The sequence below is a fragment of the Mesorhizobium sp. CNPSo 4671 genome (assembly GCF_057784245.1).
On sequence record NZ_JBWLUW010000016.1, the window covers coordinates 1 to 19,468 of the forward strand.

General features: G+C 64.1%; 16 protein-coding genes. 10 read left to right on the top strand and 6 right to left on the bottom strand.

The genetic code is table 11. The annotated features are described in order from the left end of the window. Positions 1-155: 155 nt before the first annotated feature. The 5 genes from AC04SF_RS31510 (at position 156) to AC04SF_RS31530 (ending at position 14,156) form a co-directional block, all read left to right on the top strand. Positions 156-554, top strand: coding sequence for a DUF6074 family protein (locus AC04SF_RS31510; protein WP_488480962.1), 399 nt, complete (start codon positions 156-158; stop codon positions 552-554). Between the two features lie 210 nt (positions 555-764). Then, complete coding sequence (locus tag AC04SF_RS31515) at positions 765-11,858, top strand: hypothetical protein (RefSeq protein WP_488480963.1); 11,094 nt, start codon at positions 765-767, stop codon at positions 11,856-11,858. Positions 11,859-12,085: 227 nt separating this feature from the next. Continuing rightward, complete coding sequence (locus AC04SF_RS31520; protein WP_488480964.1) at positions 12,086-13,315, top strand: pilus assembly protein TadG-related protein; 1,230 nt, start codon at positions 12,086-12,088, stop codon at positions 13,313-13,315. A 21-nt stretch (positions 13,316-13,336) separates the two neighbouring features. Then, entirely contained in the window at positions 13,337-13,762 is a 426-nt protein-coding gene (locus AC04SF_RS31525) for a TadE/TadG family type IV pilus assembly protein (protein WP_488480965.1), read from the top strand. A gap of 40 nt (positions 13,763-13,802) precedes the next feature. Further along, positions 13,803-14,156: a TadE/TadG family type IV pilus assembly protein gene (locus AC04SF_RS31530; protein ID WP_488480966.1), complete on the top strand. Its 354-nt coding sequence runs from the start codon at positions 13,803-13,805 to the stop codon at positions 14,154-14,156. Positions 14,157-14,187: 31 nt separating this feature from the next. Here AC04SF_RS31530 and AC04SF_RS31535 read toward each other — a convergent pair whose 3' ends face one another. Then, positions 14,188-14,724, bottom strand: a complete 537-nt coding sequence (locus AC04SF_RS31535) for a DnaJ domain-containing protein (RefSeq protein ID WP_488480967.1) — start codon at positions 14,722-14,724, stop codon at positions 14,188-14,190. Between the two features lie 75 nt (positions 14,725-14,799). Further along, positions 14,800-14,973, bottom strand: coding sequence for a hypothetical protein (locus AC04SF_RS31540; RefSeq protein WP_488480968.1), 174 nt, complete (start codon positions 14,971-14,973; stop codon positions 14,800-14,802). Between the two features lie 367 nt (positions 14,974-15,340). Here AC04SF_RS31540 and AC04SF_RS31545 point away from each other — a divergent pair, with 367 nt between their 5' ends. Then, positions 15,341-15,583: a hypothetical protein gene (locus tag AC04SF_RS31545; RefSeq protein ID WP_488480969.1), complete on the top strand. Its 243-nt coding sequence runs from the start codon at positions 15,341-15,343 to the stop codon at positions 15,581-15,583. Positions 15,584-16,178: 595 nt separating this feature from the next. On the opposite strand, the gene AC04SF_RS31550 is transcribed toward AC04SF_RS31545, so the two are convergent. Together AC04SF_RS31550 and AC04SF_RS31555 are read right to left on the bottom strand one after the other, a co-directional pair. Continuing rightward, positions 16,179-16,430, bottom strand: a complete 252-nt coding sequence (locus AC04SF_RS31550) for a hypothetical protein (protein ID WP_488480970.1) — start codon at positions 16,428-16,430, stop codon at positions 16,179-16,181. 377 nt (positions 16,431-16,807) lie between these two features. Further along, positions 16,808-17,182 carry a hypothetical protein gene (locus tag AC04SF_RS31555; RefSeq protein WP_488480971.1) on the bottom strand — a complete coding sequence of 125 codons (375 nt, stop codon included), beginning with the start codon at positions 17,180-17,182 and terminating at the stop codon, positions 16,808-16,810. An 88-nt stretch (positions 17,183-17,270) separates the two neighbouring features. Here AC04SF_RS31555 and AC04SF_RS31560 point away from each other — a divergent pair, with 88 nt between their 5' ends. Continuing rightward, the gene (locus AC04SF_RS31560; RefSeq protein ID WP_488480972.1) at positions 17,271-17,441 is read left to right on the top strand and encodes a hypothetical protein; all 171 of its coding nucleotides are present in this window, start codon (positions 17,271-17,273) and stop codon (positions 17,439-17,441) included. Positions 17,442-17,565: 124 nt separating this feature from the next. Then, positions 17,566-17,730 carry a DUF3102 domain-containing protein gene (locus tag AC04SF_RS31565; protein ID WP_488480973.1) on the top strand — a complete coding sequence of 55 codons (165 nt, stop codon included), beginning with the start codon at positions 17,566-17,568 and terminating at the stop codon, positions 17,728-17,730. Positions 17,731-17,774: 44 nt separating this feature from the next. On the opposite strand, the gene AC04SF_RS31570 is transcribed toward AC04SF_RS31565, so the two are convergent. After that, positions 17,775-17,987 (bottom strand): hypothetical protein, encoded by a 213-nt coding sequence (locus AC04SF_RS31570; protein WP_488480974.1) that lies wholly within the window; start codon positions 17,985-17,987, stop codon positions 17,775-17,777. Positions 17,988-18,284: 297 nt separating this feature from the next. Here AC04SF_RS31570 and AC04SF_RS31575 point away from each other — a divergent pair, with 297 nt between their 5' ends. Both AC04SF_RS31575 and AC04SF_RS31580 read left to right on the top strand, forming a co-directional pair. Then, positions 18,285-18,590, top strand: coding sequence for a hypothetical protein (locus tag AC04SF_RS31575; protein WP_488480975.1), 306 nt, complete (start codon positions 18,285-18,287; stop codon positions 18,588-18,590). A gap of 242 nt (positions 18,591-18,832) precedes the next feature. Continuing rightward, complete coding sequence (locus AC04SF_RS31580) at positions 18,833-19,042, top strand: hypothetical protein (protein WP_488480976.1); 210 nt, start codon at positions 18,833-18,835, stop codon at positions 19,040-19,042. 56 nt (positions 19,043-19,098) lie between these two features. On the opposite strand, the gene AC04SF_RS31585 is transcribed toward AC04SF_RS31580, so the two are convergent. Continuing rightward, entirely contained in the window at positions 19,099-19,395 is a 297-nt protein-coding gene (locus AC04SF_RS31585; protein WP_488480977.1) for an adenylate cyclase, read from the bottom strand. Positions 19,396-19,468 lie beyond the last annotated feature (73 nt).

Sequence of the window (19,468 nt, forward strand, 5' to 3'; positions counted from 1 at the left end):
CGCGAGATCGACGAAATGCTCTGACCTTGCTTCCATCGCTCCCAAAGCTCGGCCTTCTGCGCTGACGTAAACCAGATCCGTGACGTCACCATGCAACACCTCCTCATCCTCTCAGATTAAGAGTGTTGCAGTGACCGGTTGAACCCACCTCTCGTTTGCGGATCATCACGCGCATCTCGTCCTATGACGGTGCATCGACTGCGGCGTTAAGCTTCCGTTTCCACATCGGAGGCTACGCCATTGCTTGTTCAGCAATGGTTGATTCGTTGCGTCAGTTCATGGTTTGGAAGATGTCCCCAGAAAAAGTCCGTGCATTCCCGATCGACCGTCAGCTATTCCTAGTCAGAGAAGTTGCAGCCAAGCTCTACGATCTGAATGGCGAGCCTGCGGCCTCGTTTTGGAGGGCTAAAGCAGCCGAATTGCTTGACCTCGTTGTTGGGTCGGGCAGGGACAGAGCCACAGCCAGTGATGAAGTGCGCAGGTTTTTCCTGGCCGTACAAAGAGAGCTCTCGGCCAGACTGTCTGTTGAGCCGGCCCCAGTTCTTTTAGCCTGAAGCAAATATTTCTCTATTGTGTCACGCTGTCCACTACAATAGCGCGTAGACTCTGCCTTTTGCTGCAGGTTTGTGTGCTTGAACGGCAACACTACACCCAATTTACATCACCTCTATTTTTAGGGGCGCCTTATTGCCATTGCAATCTGTTAGGTTGCATTAGCAAGGGCAGATTCGCGCCGGGGGCGGTGCGGATCAGGGGGGATGATGATGACTCGTGTTCATTGGGACGTAGCCGAGTCTCGCCTTGTTTCAGGCTGGTTGAAGCAGAGATTTCTTGGCCTTTCAGGCTTTGCGGCGATAGCGGCCATTCTCATGGCGCTGACGCTGTTCGTCGGCTCGACGGGGCCTGCCGAGGCGACATGCACAGGACCGAGTGGCGGCGTCGAGACCTGCGCGGGAGCCGGGACACAGTCTGACATCAGCTACACCGCGCCTGGCGTTACGACGCTCAACGTCAACACGCTGACGATCGACCCCAGCCGCATATCGCTGACCGGTTCGGGCGCGAGCCCGTCGGCGGCAACGGAAGTCCAGCACTACACCTGCAGCACCGGCAACGCGGCCGACTGCGTCATTACCCCGGAGAAACCCGCCCAGAACGGCAATCCCGCCGTCGCCGAGAGCTGCGCGGTCGCCAGCGGCGCGCCTTCCGGAACAAGCTGCGTCGCACCGCCGGTCAAGGCTGCCGGGGGGCCTTCGGGCAATTCCGGCCCGACACTTGTGGTCAACTACTATCAACCCACGGCCAACACCAATACGCCCAATAGCGGGGCGGTGATCGCGACCGGCATCATCGGTGTTCTCGGCGCCTCGAATGGCAGCCGCGGCGGCAACGGCAGCAACGGCTACGTCTTCTCCGACGGCGGTGACGGCGCCAATGGCGCCGATGGCGGTGTGATTACGGTCAACGTCGACGGCGCCATCAGGACAAGCAACAATTGCGTGTTGCCGACGGCTTGCCCCAATGCTGGCATCGTCGCGAGCAGCGTCGGCGGCGATGGTGGCGACGGTGGCGATGCCAAGGGCATTTCGGGCGATGCCGGCGATGGCGGGCTGGGTGGCAGCGGTGGCAACGCCACCGTCAATTTCAACAGCGGAAGTGTCGAAACGCTGGGTAACTATTCTGCGGGCATCGCAGCCATCAGCCAGGGCGGCCATGGCGGCAATGGCGGCGGCGGCGGCGGCCTGGTCTTCAATCCGGGCGGCGGCAGTCCGGCCGGTGCTGGCGGCAACGCCAATGTCTTCACCGGCGTCGGCACGACAATCACCACCTATGGCATCTACTCGCACGGCATAGCCGCGCAGTCGATCGGCGGTGGCGGCGGCGGCAGCGCCGGTGGTTTCGGCCTGTTTTCGTCCTCCGGCGGCGGCGGCGGCAATGGCGGCAATGGCGGCATCGTCCAGGTCACCAACAATGCCAATATCACCACTCGGGGCAACAATTCGCAGGGCATCCTGGCCCAGACCATCGGCGGCGGCGGCGGCGACGGCGGTTCGAACTTCGGTCTGTTCGCTTCGGGCGGCAGCGGCAGTCTCGGCGGCAATGGCGGCCCGGCCAATGTCGTGACCGTTGGGGTCACCAATTCCGGCGCGATCGTCACCCATGGCCAGGATTCCAACGGCATCCTGGCGCAGTCGATTGGCGGCGGTGGCGGCAATGGCGGCAATTCCGGCGGTCTCGTGTCGCTTGGCGGCGATGGCGCCTCGACCACCAATGGCGGCATCGTCGAAGTGACGAACACCGCCGCCGGTTCGATCAGCACCGACGGCAAGCAGTCCGCCGGCATCTTCGCACAGTCGGTCGGTGGCGGCGGCGGCAATGGCGGCACCTCCGGCGGCCTGTTCTCGGCCGGCGGCAAGGGCGGCGCCGGCGGCAATGGCGCGCGGGTGACGGTGATCAATGCCGGCGATATCGAAACCGGAAAAAATGGTGCCGGCTCGGTCAATTCCGCCGGCATTTTCGCACAATCGGTCGGTGGCGGCGGCGGCAATGGCGGTGGTGCTTTCTCCGGCGGCATCGGCTTCAGCGTGGCGATTGGCGGCGCCGGCGGGAGTGGCGGCACGTCCGGCGCGGTGGAGGTGCTGCGCGACGCCAACGATACCGCCTATTCGATCATCACCCATGGCGACCAGTCGGATGCCGTTTTCGCGCAGTCGATCGGCGGTGGCGGCGGCAATGGCGGATTTTCGGTTTCGGGCGCGGTCGGCGTGCTTGCGCTCGCCATGGGCGGGGCTGCCGGCAATGCAAGCGACGGCAACATCGTGACGGTGGAGACCGCCGGCTCGCTGACCACCTATGGCCAGGGATCGCGTGGCATTTTCGCGCAGTCGATCGGCGGCACAGGCGGCAATGGCGGCGCGGCGATCGCGGTGGCGGTCAACGCTACCGGGACATTCGCCGCGGCGATCGGCATTGGCGGCGATGGCGGCGCCGGCGGTGCATCGAAACTCGTCACCGTGTCGAGCCTCAGCGACATCTCGACGGCCGGCAGCAATGCCGGCGGCATCGTTGCCCAATCGGTCGGCGGTGGCGGCGGCAATGGCGGCTATTCGATCGGCGGTGCCATCGGCGGCGCGGTCGGTATTGCCGTCAATATCGGCGGCAAGGGCGCCGGCGGTGGTTATGGTGCCGACGTCATTGTCGGCAGTTCCGGTTCGATCCACACAAAAGGCAACAATTCGACCGGCATCCTGGCGCAGTCGGTCGGCGGCGGCGGTGGCAATGGCGGCTTCACCATCTCGGCGGCCCTTGGCGGTGGCGCGGCGAGCGTCGGCCTTGGCGGCGCGGGCGCCGACGGCAGCAATGCCGGCAACGTCACCGTCAATGCCGACGGCGCCGGCCATGCGGTCGCCACCGGCTATACCGGCACCTGGAACCTTGTCACCGAAGGCAAGAACGCGGTCGGCATTCAGGCCGAAAGCATCGGCGGCGGCGGCGGCAATGGCGGCTTCTCCGGCAGCCTCGCGGCGGGTGGGCTTGTCGGCGTCGGTGTCAGCCTCGGCGGCACCGGCGGGGGCGGCGGCGATGCCGGAACGGCGACCGTCAACAATGGCAAGAAGGTCGGCAACACCGTCACCCAGAACAACATATTGACGATAGACGACAACTCGACCGGCATCCTGGCGCAGTCGATCGGCGGCGGCGGCGGCAATGGCGGCTTTGCCGTGACACTGAGCGTCTCTGGTTCCTATGAGGGCGCCGGTGGCGCGGCGGCGGTCTCGGTCGGCGGCAGCGGCGCCACCGGTGGCGTCGGCAAGGACGTTTTCGTCACCAGCTACGGCAACATCGCCACTTACGGCAAACAGTCCGACGGCATCCTGGCGCAGTCGATCGGCGGCGGTGGCGGCAATGGCGGCTTCAGCGTCGCCGGCACATTCACGACCGGAGCGCTGGGCGCTTCGGTGGCCGTTGGCGGCAGTGGCGGTAGCGGGCAAAGTGCCGGCGAGGTGACAGTGACCTCGACCGGCAACATCCAAACCCATGGCGACCAGTCGATCGGCATCCTGGCGCAATCGGTCGGCGGCGGCGGCGGCAATGGCGGCTTCGCCGGCGCCGGCGCGATCACGCTGCAGGGCGTCAGCGCCGCGGTCGGGCTTGGCGGCAGTGGCGCCGGTGGCGGCAGCGCGAAAACCGTCCGCGTCACCTCGACCGGCGACATCACGACCTATGGCGACCAGGCGATCGGCATTCTGGCGCAATCGGTCGGCGGCGGCGGCGGCAATGGCGGCTCGACCGTTTCGCTGGCGCTTGCCAAGGATGCCGGTATCGGCGTGGCGCTTGGCGGCAAGGGCGGCGCGGCCGGCAACGGCCTCGATGTCACCGTCATCTCGACGGGCAACATATCGACGGGCGCCGGCTTCATATCGGGCGGTGTTCGCGGCACGGGGGCGGCCGGCATACTGGCGCAATCGGTCGGCGGCGGCGGCGGCAATGGCGGCTTCGCCGGCACGCTCGGCGGCGGCAAGTCGATCGCCGTCGGCGTGGCGTTTGGCGGCAGCGGCGCCGGCGGCGGTAGCGCCGACATCGTCAAGGTCACCTCGACCGGCAACATCTCGACCAATTTCGACAATTCGTCCGGCATCATCGCCCAGTCGATCGGCGGCGGCGGCGGCAATGGCGGCTTCAGCGTCGCTGTCTCGGGCGCACTCGTCGACCCCGATGCGGCGACGGCGTCGGTCGCGATCGGCGGCAAGGGGGGCGTCGGCGGCGTCGGCAAGGACGTGACGGTGACGAGCACCGGCACCATCACGACGACGGGCAAATTCTCCAACGGCATCCTGGCGCAGTCGATTGGCGGCGGCGGCGGCAATGGCGGCTTCGCGGTTGCCGGCTCGGCCACCACAGGCAATGCCGGCATCGGCGTCGGCGTCGGCGGCACGGGCGCCACCGGCTCGACCGCCGGAAAGGTGATCGTCAACAGCTATAGCCTCGTCGACTCCAATGGCCAGCCGGTGCTGCAGGCGCCGGCCGCAAACACGGTCTCGATCTGGACCCAGGGCGACAATTCCTCCGGCATCTTCGCGCAGTCGGTCGGTGGTGGCGGCGGCTCAGGCGGTTTCGCCGGCAGCCTCGGCGTCGGGCTCGGCGGCGGCGGGCTGGGCGTCAGCATCGGCGGCGGCGCCGGATCCGGCTCGACCGCCGATACGGTCACCGTCACCAGCTACAACAACATCCTGACCGGAGGGAAAGATTCCTTCGGCATCATGGCGCAGTCGGTCGGCGGTGGTGGCGGCAATGGCGGCTTTGCCATTGCGTTGGCCGGCAGCAAGGATATGGCGGCTAGTGTCGCGGTTGGCGGCTCCGGTTCGAGCGGCGGCGACGCCGCGGTCGTCACCGTCACCAGCCACGGCAACATCGAGACCGACGGCGACGGCTCGCATGCGATCTTCGCGCAATCGGTCGGCGGCGGCGGCGGCAATGGCGGCGGCGCGATAGCCGGCACGCTGACCGGCGAGGGCACCGGCAGTCTGGCCGTGGGTGTCGGCGGTTCGGGAGACAATGGCGGCAACGCCAAATCGGTCACCGTCACCTCGACCGGCGATCTCAGGACCGAAGGTTTGAAGGCTGACGGCATACTGGCGCAGTCGATCGGCGGCGGCGGCGGCAATGGCGGCTTCACCGGCGCGCTTGCGATCACCACGGGGGCCGGCGCGATCGGCGTCGGTGTCGGCGGTTCCGGCAAAGGCGGCGGCAATGCCGACACGGTCACCGTGACCTCGACCGGCAATATTGTGACCCTCAAGAACGGTTCGAACGGCATATTGGCGCAATCGGTCGGCGGCGGCGGCGGCAATGGCGGAGCCGCGGTCACCATCGCTGGCGCCGGCCAGAAAGCGGCCGCTGCGGTTTCTGTCGGCGGCGCCGGCGCCAAGGGCGGCACCTCGCAGCTGGTCACGGTCAACAATATCGGCACGATCGACACGACCGGCGACAAGGCGAACGGTATCCTTGCCCAGTCGATCGGCGGCGGCGGCGGCACCGGCGGCTTCGCCATTTCCGGCGAAATGGTCGTCGACGGCGCCGGTGGCGCCAGCGTCAGCGTCGGCGGCAATGGTGGTGCCGGCCAGGATGGCGGCCGCGTCGTCGTCAACAGCAATGTCGGCACCACGCTCGCCAACAACAACGCGACCATTCACACCGTTGGCGGGGATTCGAATGGCATCTTCGCGCAGTCGGTTGGTGGCGGCGGCGGCGATGGCGGCTTCTCCGGTGCTGTTTCGGTCACCGGCCAGAATGCCAAGGCCGCGATCGCCGTCTCTGTCGGCGGCTCCGGTGCGGGTTCCGGCGATGGCAAGATCGTCAACGTCACCTCGGTGGATAACATCCTGACCGAAGGCAATGGCGCGAACGGCATCCTGGCGCAGTCCGTCGGCGGCGGTGGCGGCAATGGCGGGTTCTCCTTTGCCGCGACGATCAAAGGCTCGCTCGGCAAGAACCCGAGCAAGAACGGCGCGGTCTCGGTATCGCTTGGTGGCGGCGCCGGTTCGGGCGGTGATGCCGAGAAGGTCACGGTCGATTCCACCGGCATTATCCAGACCGGCGGCGACAAGGCCTTCGGCGTGCTGGCGCAATCGGTCGGCGGTGGCGGCGGCACCGGTGGGCTTAGCGTGGCGGCAGCGCTCAACCTCGGTGAGGGCGGCAACCAGATCACCGCCGCGGTTGGCGGCGAGGGCGGCGGCGGCGGCACCGGCGGCGAAGTTCTGCTGACGCGCCACGGCTCGACCATCACCACCGGCGATCAGTCTGTCGGCCTGTTCGCACAATCGGTCGGCGGCAGCGGCGGCAATGGCGGCATGGCGATCTCCGGCGTGATTGCCGGCACCGATGCCAAGACCCTGTCGGCCAGCGTCGGCGGCTTCGGCGGCGCCGGCACCAACAGCGACAAGGTGACGATCGACAATACTGGTGCGATTTCGACCTACGGCGTCGAATCGCACGCCATCCAGGCGCAGTCGATCGGCGGCGGTGGCGGCAATGGCGGCATGGCCGTCTCGGCCGTGATCGGCTCGCTCGGCACCGGAACCAATTTCAATGCCGGCGTGACCGTCGGCGGCTTCGGCGGCGACGCCGGCTTTGCCGGCGACGTCTTCGTGACCAATCACGGCCTGTTGCAGACCGGCTTGCTCGCGGCCGGCCAGACCATAACCAATGGCGATGGCGCCTATGGCATCTTCGCGCAGTCGGTCGGCGGCGGCGGCGGCTCCGGCGGCAACGCCATCACCGGCGTGCTTGGCCTCAACGGCAACAATGCGGGCACGCAGGTCAATGTCAGCGTCGCCGTCGGCGGCTCGGCCGGCAACGGCAATACGGGCGGCAACGTCACCATCAGGCAGTATGGCGGCATCGAAACCAACGGCATGGGCGCCTTCGGCATCCTGGCGCAATCGATCGGCGGCGGCGGCGGCACGGGCGGCCGCGCCAATTCGATCTCGTTGCAGCTTGGTGCGAAATGCACGCTGCCGAAAGTCTGTGAACCGGCCGGTGGCAAGCCGAACTGGAACCTGCAGGCGACGGTCGGTGGCGCTGGCGGAACCGGCAATGACGCCCAGACCGTCGATGTCGGCAACTATGATTTCATCACCACGCATGGCGACAAGTCGTCCGGCATCGTCGCCCAGTCGATCGGCGGCGGCGGCGGCATTGGCGGCGACGCCTATGTGGGCACCGGCGGCCTGCTTGCGATACCTTACGTGCCGGTCGATCCGACGCTGCTCCTGAAACCGCTCGGCACCAGCAGCCTGACGCGTTCCGGCACGGTCGCCATTGGCGGCAACGGCGCCGGCGGCGGCAATGGCGGTACCGTCATCGTCACCAATGAAGGCGTGATCACCACCAACGGCACCAAGTCGGACGGCATCCACGCCCAGTCGATCGGCGGCGGCGGCGGCGATGGCGGCGACGGCGAGGCGGGCGCGCTCGGCACCGTCGGCATCGGCGGCCAGGGCAAGGCCGCCGGCAATGGCGGCTCGGTCACCGTCACCAACGGCAAGACCGACCTCAGCCAGGTCGGCATGGCCATCATCCAGACATTCGGCACGTCGCCGACGCCGCCGGCAGAGGGCGCGCCGAGCGCCAACCCGGAGCAGGGCTATTCGGCTGGCATCTTTGCGCAGTCGGTCGGTGGCGGTGGTGGCACGGGCGGTGGCGCCGGCGGCCTGCTGTCACTCGGCGGCTCAGGCAAGGCGGGCGGCACCGGCGGTCATGTCACGGTCAACAATTATGGCGGCATCCTCACCCATGCCGATGATTCGGTTGGCATTTTCGCGCAATCGATCGGCGGCGGCGGTGGCGCCGGCGGCTCGCTCGGCATCAGCGCGATCGCGGTGGGCGGCTCGGGTGGCGCCAGCGGCTCCGGCGGCCAGGTGGATGTCATCAACGACGCGATGATCGAGACGCACGGCATCGATTCCTACGCGATCCAGGCGCAGTCGGTGGGTGGCGGCGGTGGTTCGGGCGGTGGCAAGAATGGCGGCATCACCGGCTCGATCCCGGCCCTGATCTCGATCGGTGGCGCCGGCGGCTCGTCCGGCATCGGCGGCATCGTCAATGTCACCAACAACAACAGCCTGCACACCTATGGCGCCGGCGCGGATGGCATCAACGCCCAGTCGATCGGCGGCGGCGGCGGTTCGGGCGGCCGCGCGATCGGCTTCATTGCCGTCGGCGGCAAGGGTGGCGATGTCGGCAACGGCACCACCGCCGGCAGCACGGGCTCTGGCGGCGCGGTCACCGTCAACAACAATGCCAATGGCACGATCACGGTCGAAGGCGTTGGCGCACACGGCATCTTCGCGCAGTCGGTCGGCGCCGGTGGCGGCTCGGGCGGCGGCGCCTTCGGCGTCAGCATCGTGCCGGTCGCGATCGGCGTCGGTGGTGGCGGCGGCAGTTCGGGCGATGGTGGCGTCGTCACCGTCAACAACCATGGCGACATCACGACAGTGTCGGCCTCGTCGGTGGCGATCTTCGCCGAATCGATCGGCGGCGGCGGCGGCACGGGCGCCATGAGCGTGGCGGCGAGCCCAGCGCCCGGCGCCTTCACCTTCGGCATCGGCGGCGACGGCGGCGCCAATGGCAAGGGCGGCGACGTCAATGTCACCAATTTCAGTGACGGCATCATCCACGCCAAGGGCTTCGGCTCGACCGGCATCATGGCGCAGTCGGTGGGCGGCGGCGGCGGTGCCGGCGGCGCGTCCTATTCCGTATCGGGCGGTCCGCCCGGCCTTGCCATCGCGCTCGGCGGCAAGGGTGCCGCTGGCGGCGACGGTGGCATTGTTACCGTCATCAACAATGGCGCCATGCAGCTCGACGGCGACAATTCCGTCGCGATCTTCGCGCAGTCGGTCGGTGGCGGCGGTGGCTCGGGCGGCACCGCGATTGCGGCGGCAATCGGCGTGCCGGTGTTCATCGGCGGCGATACTGGCGCGACCGGCAAGGGCGGCGATGTCACCGTCACCAATACGGGGCAGATCAGGCTTACCGGCAATGGCTCGGTCGGTATCTTCGCGCAGTCCGTCGGCGGCGGTGGCGGCGTGGTGACCGCAGGCACCGACGGCATCGTCCAGGCGGTCGCCGGCGGCAGCGGCAATGGCGGTGTGGTCACCATCAACAGCAACGTCGCTATGCTTATCACCGGCGACAATTCGGTCGGCGTGTTCGGCCAGAGCATCGGCGGCGGTGGTGGCGTCGGCGGCTTCTCCGGCAACTATCTCGGCCTCGACCAGGTGCAGGCCGCAAGCAGCATGATGATGGCCATGGCCGCCGCGCCGCAAGGGTTCATGGGCAGCGCTGGCGGCGGCGGCACCGGCGGCGCCATCACCTTCACGCAAACGGCGGACCTCGCGGTCACCGGCAAGAATTCCTTCGCGCTGATGGAGCAGAGCGCCGGCGGCACTGGCGACATTGCCGACAATGGCGACATCAACGTCACCATCGCCAGCGGCGTGACGATCACCGGCGGCTCAGGTGCGGGTGCCGGCATCGGCTACAAGGACGGCAGGGACAATCTCCTGACGAACAACGGCACCGTCCGTTCGGTATCGTTGATCGACGGCTACGCCATGCGCGGCGGCGTCGGCAATGAAACGTTCGACAACAAGTACCTGACGGTCGGATCGATGGACCTCGGCGCCGGTCTCAACATCTTCAACAACAAGACCAACGCGGTCTATCTGATGGGCGACACGGTCTACCTCGACCTGCCTGGCCAGTTCAACAATGACGGTTTCGCTGCTCCCGGCGGTCTCGACAGCGTGATGACGACCGAGGTCACCGGCAACTGGTCGCAGTCGCTTGGCGGCGTCTATCTGCTCGATCTCGATCTCGACCCTGAAGCGGACCGCATCAATGTGAGCGGGAAGGCCGACGTCAATGGCCTGGTCAGCATCAACATCATGAACCCCGGCGCGGCAAAGCCAGGCAATCAGGACTACGTCATCCTGGAGGCGCAGGGCGGTGTCACCGACAATGGACTGAAGCTCGATACGATCCCGAGCGTGGTGGCGCAATATTCGCTGAAATATCCGAATCCTGAGGATATCGTCCTCAATGTCGACATCAATTTTGCCCGCAGCGGCCTGACCGAGAACCAGACCGCGGTGGGTCAGGCGATCAACGCGATCCAGACCGATCTGACGTCGCCGAACTTCACCAAGATCGCCAACGCGATCTTCTACATTCCGACGCTCGACCAGCTTGGCGCCGTCTACGACACCATCTCTGGCGAGGGCATCAGCGGCTTCCAGCAGCCGGAGTTCGACGCCAACAACACCTTCCTGGCCCAGATGAGCCGGCAGTCCGATGCCTGGCGCATGGGCCTGTCGACGGATCCGATGAGCCAGTCGCTGAAAGTGCCGGAGGCGGCCTATGCCGAACCGCCGGGCAAGGCGCATCCGTTCGATGCCTTGACCAAGGCGCCCAACGCGCAGCGCTGGAATTACTGGGCAACAGCGGGTGGCAATTCGGGCGTGGCTTCCGGCGATCCCGTGGTCGGCAGCGCGACCCTTGGTTACAAGTCGGGCAACTTCGCCGTCGGCCTCGACTCGCAAGGCGATCCCGACGTGCTGATGGGCTTCGCGCTCGGCGGCGTCGCCGGATCCTTCGCCGTGCCGGATCGCGAAACCTCGGGCAACATCATTGGCGGCCATGCCGGCGCCTATGGCGCACGCAAATGGGGCCAGTTCTACATCAACGGTTCGCTGGCGATGGATCTCTACAGCAATACGACCGACCGCTTCACCTCCGTGCCTGGCGCGCCCAATCCGCTCAATCCGGTGCCGGCAATCACCAGGGAACACTGGACTGGCGATTTCATGAGCGCCGGCTTCGGCACCAGCCTCGAGGCCGGCTGGCGGCAGCCATTCGGCGCCGGCGCCATCACGCCGTTCGCCGGGCTGCAGTTCCAAGCACTGGCGATGCAGGCCTTCTCGGAAAAGTCGACCAGCGACGGAGCGCTCGGCCTCGACTTCGACAGCCGCACGGTCATCTCGCTGCCGGTCTCGCTCGGCCTGCAACTCGACACCACGGTTGCCATCGGCGAGACGAAGACGCTGCAGGCCTGGGGCCGCGCCGCCTGGCTGCATGAGTTCAATCCGGACCGCTCGGTGGAGCCCACTTTCCAGGCGGCACCCGGCTATGCCTTCGTCGTCCAGGGGGCAGCGGCGGCCGAGGACGCGATCACCGTCAACGCCGGCGTCAAGCTGAACTGGAGCGGCAACACATCGGTCTTCGCCACCTTCGACGGCAAGTTCGCCGACCGAGTGCAGACCTATGGTGGCAATGTCGGGTTCAGGGTGAACTGGTAGGCGAGGCACGATCGCTCGCCAGTCGGTACATGGCGCACCTATCGTGGGCTGGCAGCTCTGAGGCGTCGAGGCTTGCCTCCGCTGGCGCCCACGTGAGGTGCGTTTTGTTCGTCAGCGACGTCTGCGTGCACCGGTTAGCCAACGGTCGGCTGTTTTGAAGCAAATTCAAAAAATGAACGGAACTTTTTAGCCGTTCCTTCATATATGCCTGCTTTCTAATTTAAGCTATGGCTTTCAATTGCTTCACCCGAATTCGGCTCATGGCGCACCGCATATTCCGGGGCACGAGCGCGAATGTTGCCACCATCTTTGCTCTGACCTTGCCGATCGTTGTCGGCGCGGCCGGCTTCGGTGTGGAGACCTCCTATTGGTACTACAACAGCCTGAAACTGCAGGCGACGGCCGATGCCGCGGCCTATGCCGGCGCGCTGGAGAAAATCTCCGGTTCCGACACGCCGACGATCGTCGCGGCCGCGACGCAGTCGGCGGCGACGAATGGGCTGGGGTCGGGTACGATCGTCGTCAACACGCCGCCGGCGTCTGGACCGAACACGGCGAAGAAGGCGGTCGAGGTCATCGTTGGCCAGAAGCTCGACCGGATTTTCACCTCGATCTTCACGCAAGGCCAGGTTCCCGAGCAGGCGAGGGCGGTGGCGCTGATCACCGATGCTTCGAAGGCCTGCATGCTCGCGCTCGATCCGACCGCCTCGCAGGCGGCGCTATTCTCAGGCAGCACAAACGTCAAAGTCACCGGCTGCTCGGTCATGGCCAATTCGATCGCCTCGGATGCCATCAAGCTTCAAGGCTCGGCGGGCCTCCAGGCCGATTGCCTGATATCGGGGGGCGGCGTCTCTCTCAGTAATCCCGTCACGACCGTTTGCGCGGCGCCGATCACGCAGGCGCTGCCCGCCGCCGACCCATTTGCAGACGTTCCGGCACCGGCGGCCTCGAACCCCTGCCAGAACGCCAACAAACCGACGTTGGGGCCAGGTACCTACTGCAATGGGCTCAGCCTTAGCGGCAACGTCACCCTGCAGCCTGGTGTCTATGTCATCCAGAGCGGCGATTTCAAAGTCAATGCGAACGCCAACGTCTCCGGTAACGGCGTCACCATTTACCTCGCCGGTGCTTCGCGTGTCTCGATGAACGGCAACGCCACCGTCTCTCTGAGCGCACCGACGTCCGGCACCTATTCCGGCGTGTTGATGTATGGCGACAGAACCAGCACTGGTGGACAGAGCACCTTCAACGGGACGGCGGATTCGCTGCTGACAGGCGCGCTCTATTTCCCTAAGCAGCAGGTCAACTATCTCGGCAATTTCTCCGGTGTAAACGGGTGCACCCAGGTCGTCGCGGACTTGATCCAATGGTCAGGGAATTCAACCATCAATCAGGATTGCTCGAGCCTCGGAATGCGGAACATTCCGGCCGCGCAGTCGGTCGAACTGGTCGAGTAACCTTCCGTGGAACGCCGATCGATGCCGATCCTGAACGATGATGTGGGCGTTGCCGCGGTTGAGTTCGCGTTGGTCCTGCCATTCCTGTGTGTGGCGCTGCTCGGCATCGTCGACGGCTGGTCCTACGTGACGAGTTCGCTGTCGATGCGCGCCGGGGTGAAGACCGCCGCGAACTTGGTCATGGAAGGATCGACCAGCGATACGGCGACCCAGGCGGTTGCCATTTCGAGCTGGGAGAAGCGACCGGCGGACGGCCAGGTCACGCTAAGCCGGATCTACATGTGCGGGACGACCGTGGTCGATGCTTCCACGCTGTGCAGCGGGCCAAAAGTGCCATCGGTCTATGTTCAGATCCAGGCATCCGCCACCTGGACGCCGCCCTTCACCTTCGGCGTCTTTTCCGCTCCAAGCGTCATCGGCCACCTGGAGGTGATCCGTGTCCGCTAGGGCAAGCATCTTCAGGCGGGATCGATCGGGCGGGGCCGGGTTGGAGTTCGCGCTGATCGCGCCGTTCCTGATCGTACTGCTGTTCGGGATATTCGCCTTGGGCTGGTCGATGAACTCCGTCTCCAGCGTCCGCTATACGCTGGAGACATCGTCCCGTTCGCTGCAGCTTCAGAACACGCTGACCCAGGCCGACATCCAAGCGATTGCCACGCAGAAATTGCAGGCCTTGGGTTTGAAGGATGTGAACGTGACGATCGCCATCGACCCGGCTAGCGGCGGCTTCCGCATGGCGCATCTGACCGCCACCTACGCCTTCGTTATTGACTTCCCTTATTTCAGCGCTTTCCCGATAAACTATGCGACCACCGTCACCGTGCCACTGGTCGGCGGCTAGTCAATACGAGCCTGACTCGAGCTTCCGCCTTTCAGCCTGCATGGTCCAGCAGTCTTGTCGTCGTGTCACGACGATGTTCGGCATTGGCGCGGTCGACGCCTTCCACGGTGATCGCGAACGTCCCGTTTTCGATCCTTCCGATCCAGCCCTTGGCTTTCAGGTACCAGAGATGGAACTCAAGATGTTCTCGCGGGCAGCCTGACAACCGTTCGATTTCAGTGTCACCAATGCCGGGATTGTTCACGTCCTGTCGGCGTTTGACGTAAAGCAGCGAGAGCAATTTTTCCTGGATGGCAACGTCACGTTCGATAGTTGTGCTGTTACTGGCTTCTCCAACCAACTCTGTTCGCAGGTTCAAACGGTCTTTGTACTGAATGTCATACTGCGCACGTTTGACGGGATCTTTGAGCACATTGTGGGCCTCCAAGATTTCGCTGAAGCGTGATTCATCGCCGGTGTCCTGATTGTCAGGATGATAGCGCATGGCAAAATAACGAAATACCCGTTCTATGGTTTCCGAGTTGGCATTCGGGCTGATTTCCAAAAGCTCGTAGTAGTCAATGAACAAGATGGCGCTCCCAAAACATCGCTATTGCGCACACTGTCGAGAGCATGTCCGCTAAAGGCAAGAGACAACTGTCCCTTAACTTGCAGGCTGGATCGGCGCGGGCTGAAACTGGTCGAGGGAATCCGCGCGCGACATCGCAATCAACCGCGCAACGGCGAAGGCGGCCAGAATGATGAGAACAGCCGTGACGTTCAGGAAGGCGGGTGATGCAAAGATGCTCCCGCTCTGATCATAGCAACTCAGTTCCATGGCGCTCTACCCCTTCAGCGACCTGATGGTCTGGATAATGATCCTGCTTCATGAGGAATACAAGCATTTGCTAATATGTTGGATTGGAACGGTTAATCTGAGGGTTCGTATTACAAGAGCATCAGGCTAGGCCGGCCACAGGTAGCCACCAAGACATGAGGGATGATGCGGCGACGTAGGACAGAGGCCAGAAAGAACGCGCGCTGGCGAGGCCTTTCTAGGCCGTCGGGCTTGTCCGGCGTCGTCGCTGACCACGGACGTACTGGCAGGGAGCAGGCCAAGGGAACATAATATTCGCTTGCGCTAATATAAAAGTGACGTAACGTCACTCTCAGCATCTGGGGATGCGAAACCGTGGGGAAGTACGATGAAAGTGGTTATCTTTTGCGCCATACTCGTGGTCGCTGCGACTGGTGTCGCGGTTGCCAAGGAGAAGAAGGTCGCGGTCAGTGATGCTACGGCCCTATGTTCTACGAAACATTCGAGCAAGAAGCCGAGGCCAGAGCTGGACTGCAACTTGACCGGAACAGCCAAATTGCCGGACGGAACAACGCCGGAAAAGCCGCGCCTGGGATACGACACCGATCCGTGGATCAAAACTGGCCTTTAGAGCCGGGCTGACCTAGGCACCGGCTACAGTGCGGTGGAAAGGCCGCAGGGAAGGGCTTGAACACGGACCCTCCATGCGGTGCCGCTGAAGGCTGTGCGAGATGTCACCGGGGAGGAAGTGGAGTTTATCCGGTGGAACCCCACAGGGCCGGTATGGCCTCCCGCGGCTGGGTAACCGAGCAACCCGCGGCCCAGCAGCTTGTTGCGAGAGGGGACTGGCAGCGGTGGCCGCTGGGCCTGACCGGACAGGGCCTTGAGGACGGGCGGCGCCGGCTGGCTGGGATATATGCGCTCATGCTGATATCGGGGCAACATGCGAACGAAGGAACGCATGGCCGAGCGATGGCTGACAGGCCTGCAACAGCGCAACAACATATGTCGCGAGGGTGTTCGAGAAACTTCATTGGCGGACCGTGCTGACCACTAAAGACAAGGCGAAGGCCCTGGCGACAAGGTGTGGGTCGCGGAGATGACGCCGAGGCCGAAGAAGCGCTGAGGACTCTTGGTGAGCAGGCGTTGCCCGAGTCGCACGTCGCTTGATCGTCAACGAGGTCACGCCTGGCAGGGTTGCGCTCGTCGCCGGTGGCCGATGCGTCTTACTTGACCTTTTCAATCTCCAGGCCTGGCGTCTGGTCGGTCGCCGGGGCCGGCTTGCAATCCTGGCCCTTGCAGTCGAGGACGGGGTCTTCGGCAGGAGGCAGGCAATTTTGCCCCTCGCAATGAATTGGCGGCTGCAGTGGCGCCAGTTCGCCGTTTGGCGGAGCAGGCTTGTCTTCAGCGTGTACGGCCGATAGCCCTACCAGGCCGACGATGGCTGTGCACAAAAGCGATGTCTTCAGCCAGTTCATTCCCGCCTCCACGGCTGAGAGCGGGTGGAATTTACACCTTCGGGTTGATGCCTACATCCTGTTGCCCGCGAACGATGTTAACAGGGCGTTTCAACAAGCTCGACGCAGATGCGAAACTGCCGAGTGGAAGAAACCGGACGAGCGGTTGGCCGTTGCGCAATATGTTCTTTGCGCTCCCCGAGGGCAGAATGCTTACATTTTAAGGCTGAGTCCATGCATCAGAGGTCGCTAAAGCCTCGGTAACAAAATTAGCAACCGCTAAAATTACTCCTTTGCGTTTAAGCGCACCGTAATGTGCCTCGAACGATAAAGCCGGAACCGTCACGGCGGCTGGCAAGCCGACATTGGAGGAAACGATGAGAAAGCTCCCCTTGCTGTTAGCGGCTTCTGTCGGTGCGCTGGGCATTTTCACGGCAGCTAGTGCCTTCGCAAGCCAGGTCTCCGATCACGGTGGTGCAGCGACCGTCAATGCGCCAAACGATGATGGCCAGGGTGTCTCCGCCGGCGATCGGAACGATGATGATGCGGTCGAAACCGAAGCCAGCGATGGCCACCATGGTGACGATAGCGCCACCGCCGACCAGCAAAAGGGTGGTGACGACCAGGGTGATAAATCTGGTGATGACAGTGGCGAGAGCGGCGACCATCAGAGCGGCGAGCACCAGAGCGGTGAGCATAGCGGCGAGGGCGGTGGTAGCGGTGGCGGTGGCGGCGAAGGTGGCGGCAGTGGCGGCGGCGGTGACGACTGACACAGGCAGCCTTTTGTGAATCCCCCATCGGCCAGCTTGCCTATAAGTCGGCACTTATGCAATATCCGCTTCGTTCACAGCGAGGCGCGGCATGCTTGCGAGAACTCCCTTCAGTGAAATCGAGATTGATGGCGTCGGCTTCTATCGATTGCCAAACCAATGGCAGGGCCAGCGCCTCAGGCGCCTGCGCGGCGAGCAGCGTCATACCGATGTGCTGGCGATCGGTTGCGGAATGACGGTTCAACAAACTGCCTGCCGATAAGCAGTATGAGGCGCATCGCGGCTATCTCGCACTGATGTCGCCATCCAATGTCGTGCCGCTGGCAGACCCGGCGCCGGTCAACACTTGAGTTGTCCCGCGCGGCCACCTGTCCATCGACCAAAAGATGGCAATCGGCCGCTGGCTTCTGCACCACAAGGCGTCACTGCCGCACGGCCATTTCGGGCCATGGTTGGAGAAGCAGAAGGACCTGTCTCGGCACATGGCGTCGCAGTGCATGGCGCTGGCCATAGGCGGGCGCCAGGACGCGCGGCAGGCATCGGCGACCTGAGACAGCACTACGCCAAGGCCCGATTGCAAGGTTTCTACATTGGTTTACGTCGGTGGATTGCGCACACGATCTTCCAGATCGCGCTGCTTTTCTTCGTTCGAGGCCAGCCGGTTGAAGGCGTATTCGGCAAGCATGGAGCCGGCGAAGAGGATCAGGAGCGGCACGGTCCACATCCATAAGGAATGCAAGGCGAAAAAGGCCAGGCCGGCGACAGCGGCCGAAACCGCAAAGATCGCGAACCGGATCGTCTGGGCCATCTTATTTCCCTGTCCAATTAGAAGGATCGAGATCTTCGGCTAAGGAGTCTGGCGCGGCCCCCAGCCTCGTCAAGAGGTTGCTAATATATGCGGATGGCCGGCGGAACAAATTTCTGAAGCTGTCGCTTAATGCATCGGCCGGATCACCCAAGCCCATTCCGACCGGCCAGTCCTGTGTCAAAAGCCCGCCGCCTATCGGAACGCATGTCATCCTTTGGCGAGGCCAAAGGCAGAGGGCTTTTCATATCGGTTGGCCAAGTCTACACCATCGGTCGGGCGAAAACGCTGGTGGGCGCCATGAAACCGATCGCGATTGCAATTCCGTTACTCTTCCTCGTGGTGCAGGCTCAAGCGCAAGAGCGGAGGGATATCGCCGGCCTGAGTTGCGCCGAAGTTCAGGCACTACTGAAGCAGGACGGCACCACCGTCATTCGCTACCGCTCCATATTCACCCTCAGCCTGACGCGCTACGACCTCTATGTCAGCGGGCAGAAGCAATGCGGTCCTGGCGAGGTGGCTACTGGCGCAGGCGTGCCGACGACCGACACAGATTATTGCCCCGTCCATAAATGCATTGCGAGCAATCTCTTCGTGGCAAGGTAAGAGCACTGCGCCGAAAGGTGGCCGGGGCTTTCTTTGACAAATCCTTGGCGACCCGATCCGCAACCAACGCGCCGTGTTCTTTACCGTCGTTCCTGATTACGAAGGCATCAACGCGAGACGCAACCGCGACTGGAAGCCGACGTTTGGATAGCGTCGCCTCTCCTGCGGCCCGGCACTCGCGAGCGCGGGCGGCCAGCAAATACCGGGCCTAACCGGCGCTGTTGCCTGTTCGCGCCGGCTGCATGCTTTATGCGCTTCTGCTAATATACACGAAGCATGCGAACGAAGGACGCAAGGCCCTGGCGATGACCGACAAGCCTGCCACAACCTATATCGTCAGCGTTTTCGAGAAGCCGCACTGGCGCACTCCTGCGCGATATGCAGAGCGGATGCGCGTCACCATGGCGACCGTTCACCAAGCATTGTCGGACGAACATCGCGCGCCGCACTGATCAAGTCGCAAACTTTGCGATATGGCCCGCCGCCTCACGGTGGCGGGCCATCACTTTTAATGGTTGTGGGACTGCTGGAATCCGGCCACGTCGTATTGAGAAACGCTCTTTGGATTGTTTGAATTCTGCGGCTGGGTGCCTGCGTATTTTCCGTCAGCAACTCCACCCGGGTTGAAGGCTGAGCCTGGAGCAGAGCTGGCATGGCCAGGCGTGGCGTTTCCTGTGTCAGCGGATCCGATCGTTTGGCTGGGCTGACCCGGCGCGCCTGTTACGGTGTGGACATTGGCAGCCAAAGCCGTGCCAGCGGAGGCTAGGAGCACGCCCAGCATTATCGGAATGAGGCGATGTTTCATGGTTGTTCTCCCAAAAAGCGGTTTGATTTTTAGGGCGCTCGGAGTCTTGGGAGCACCCGGCGAACTAGAGACT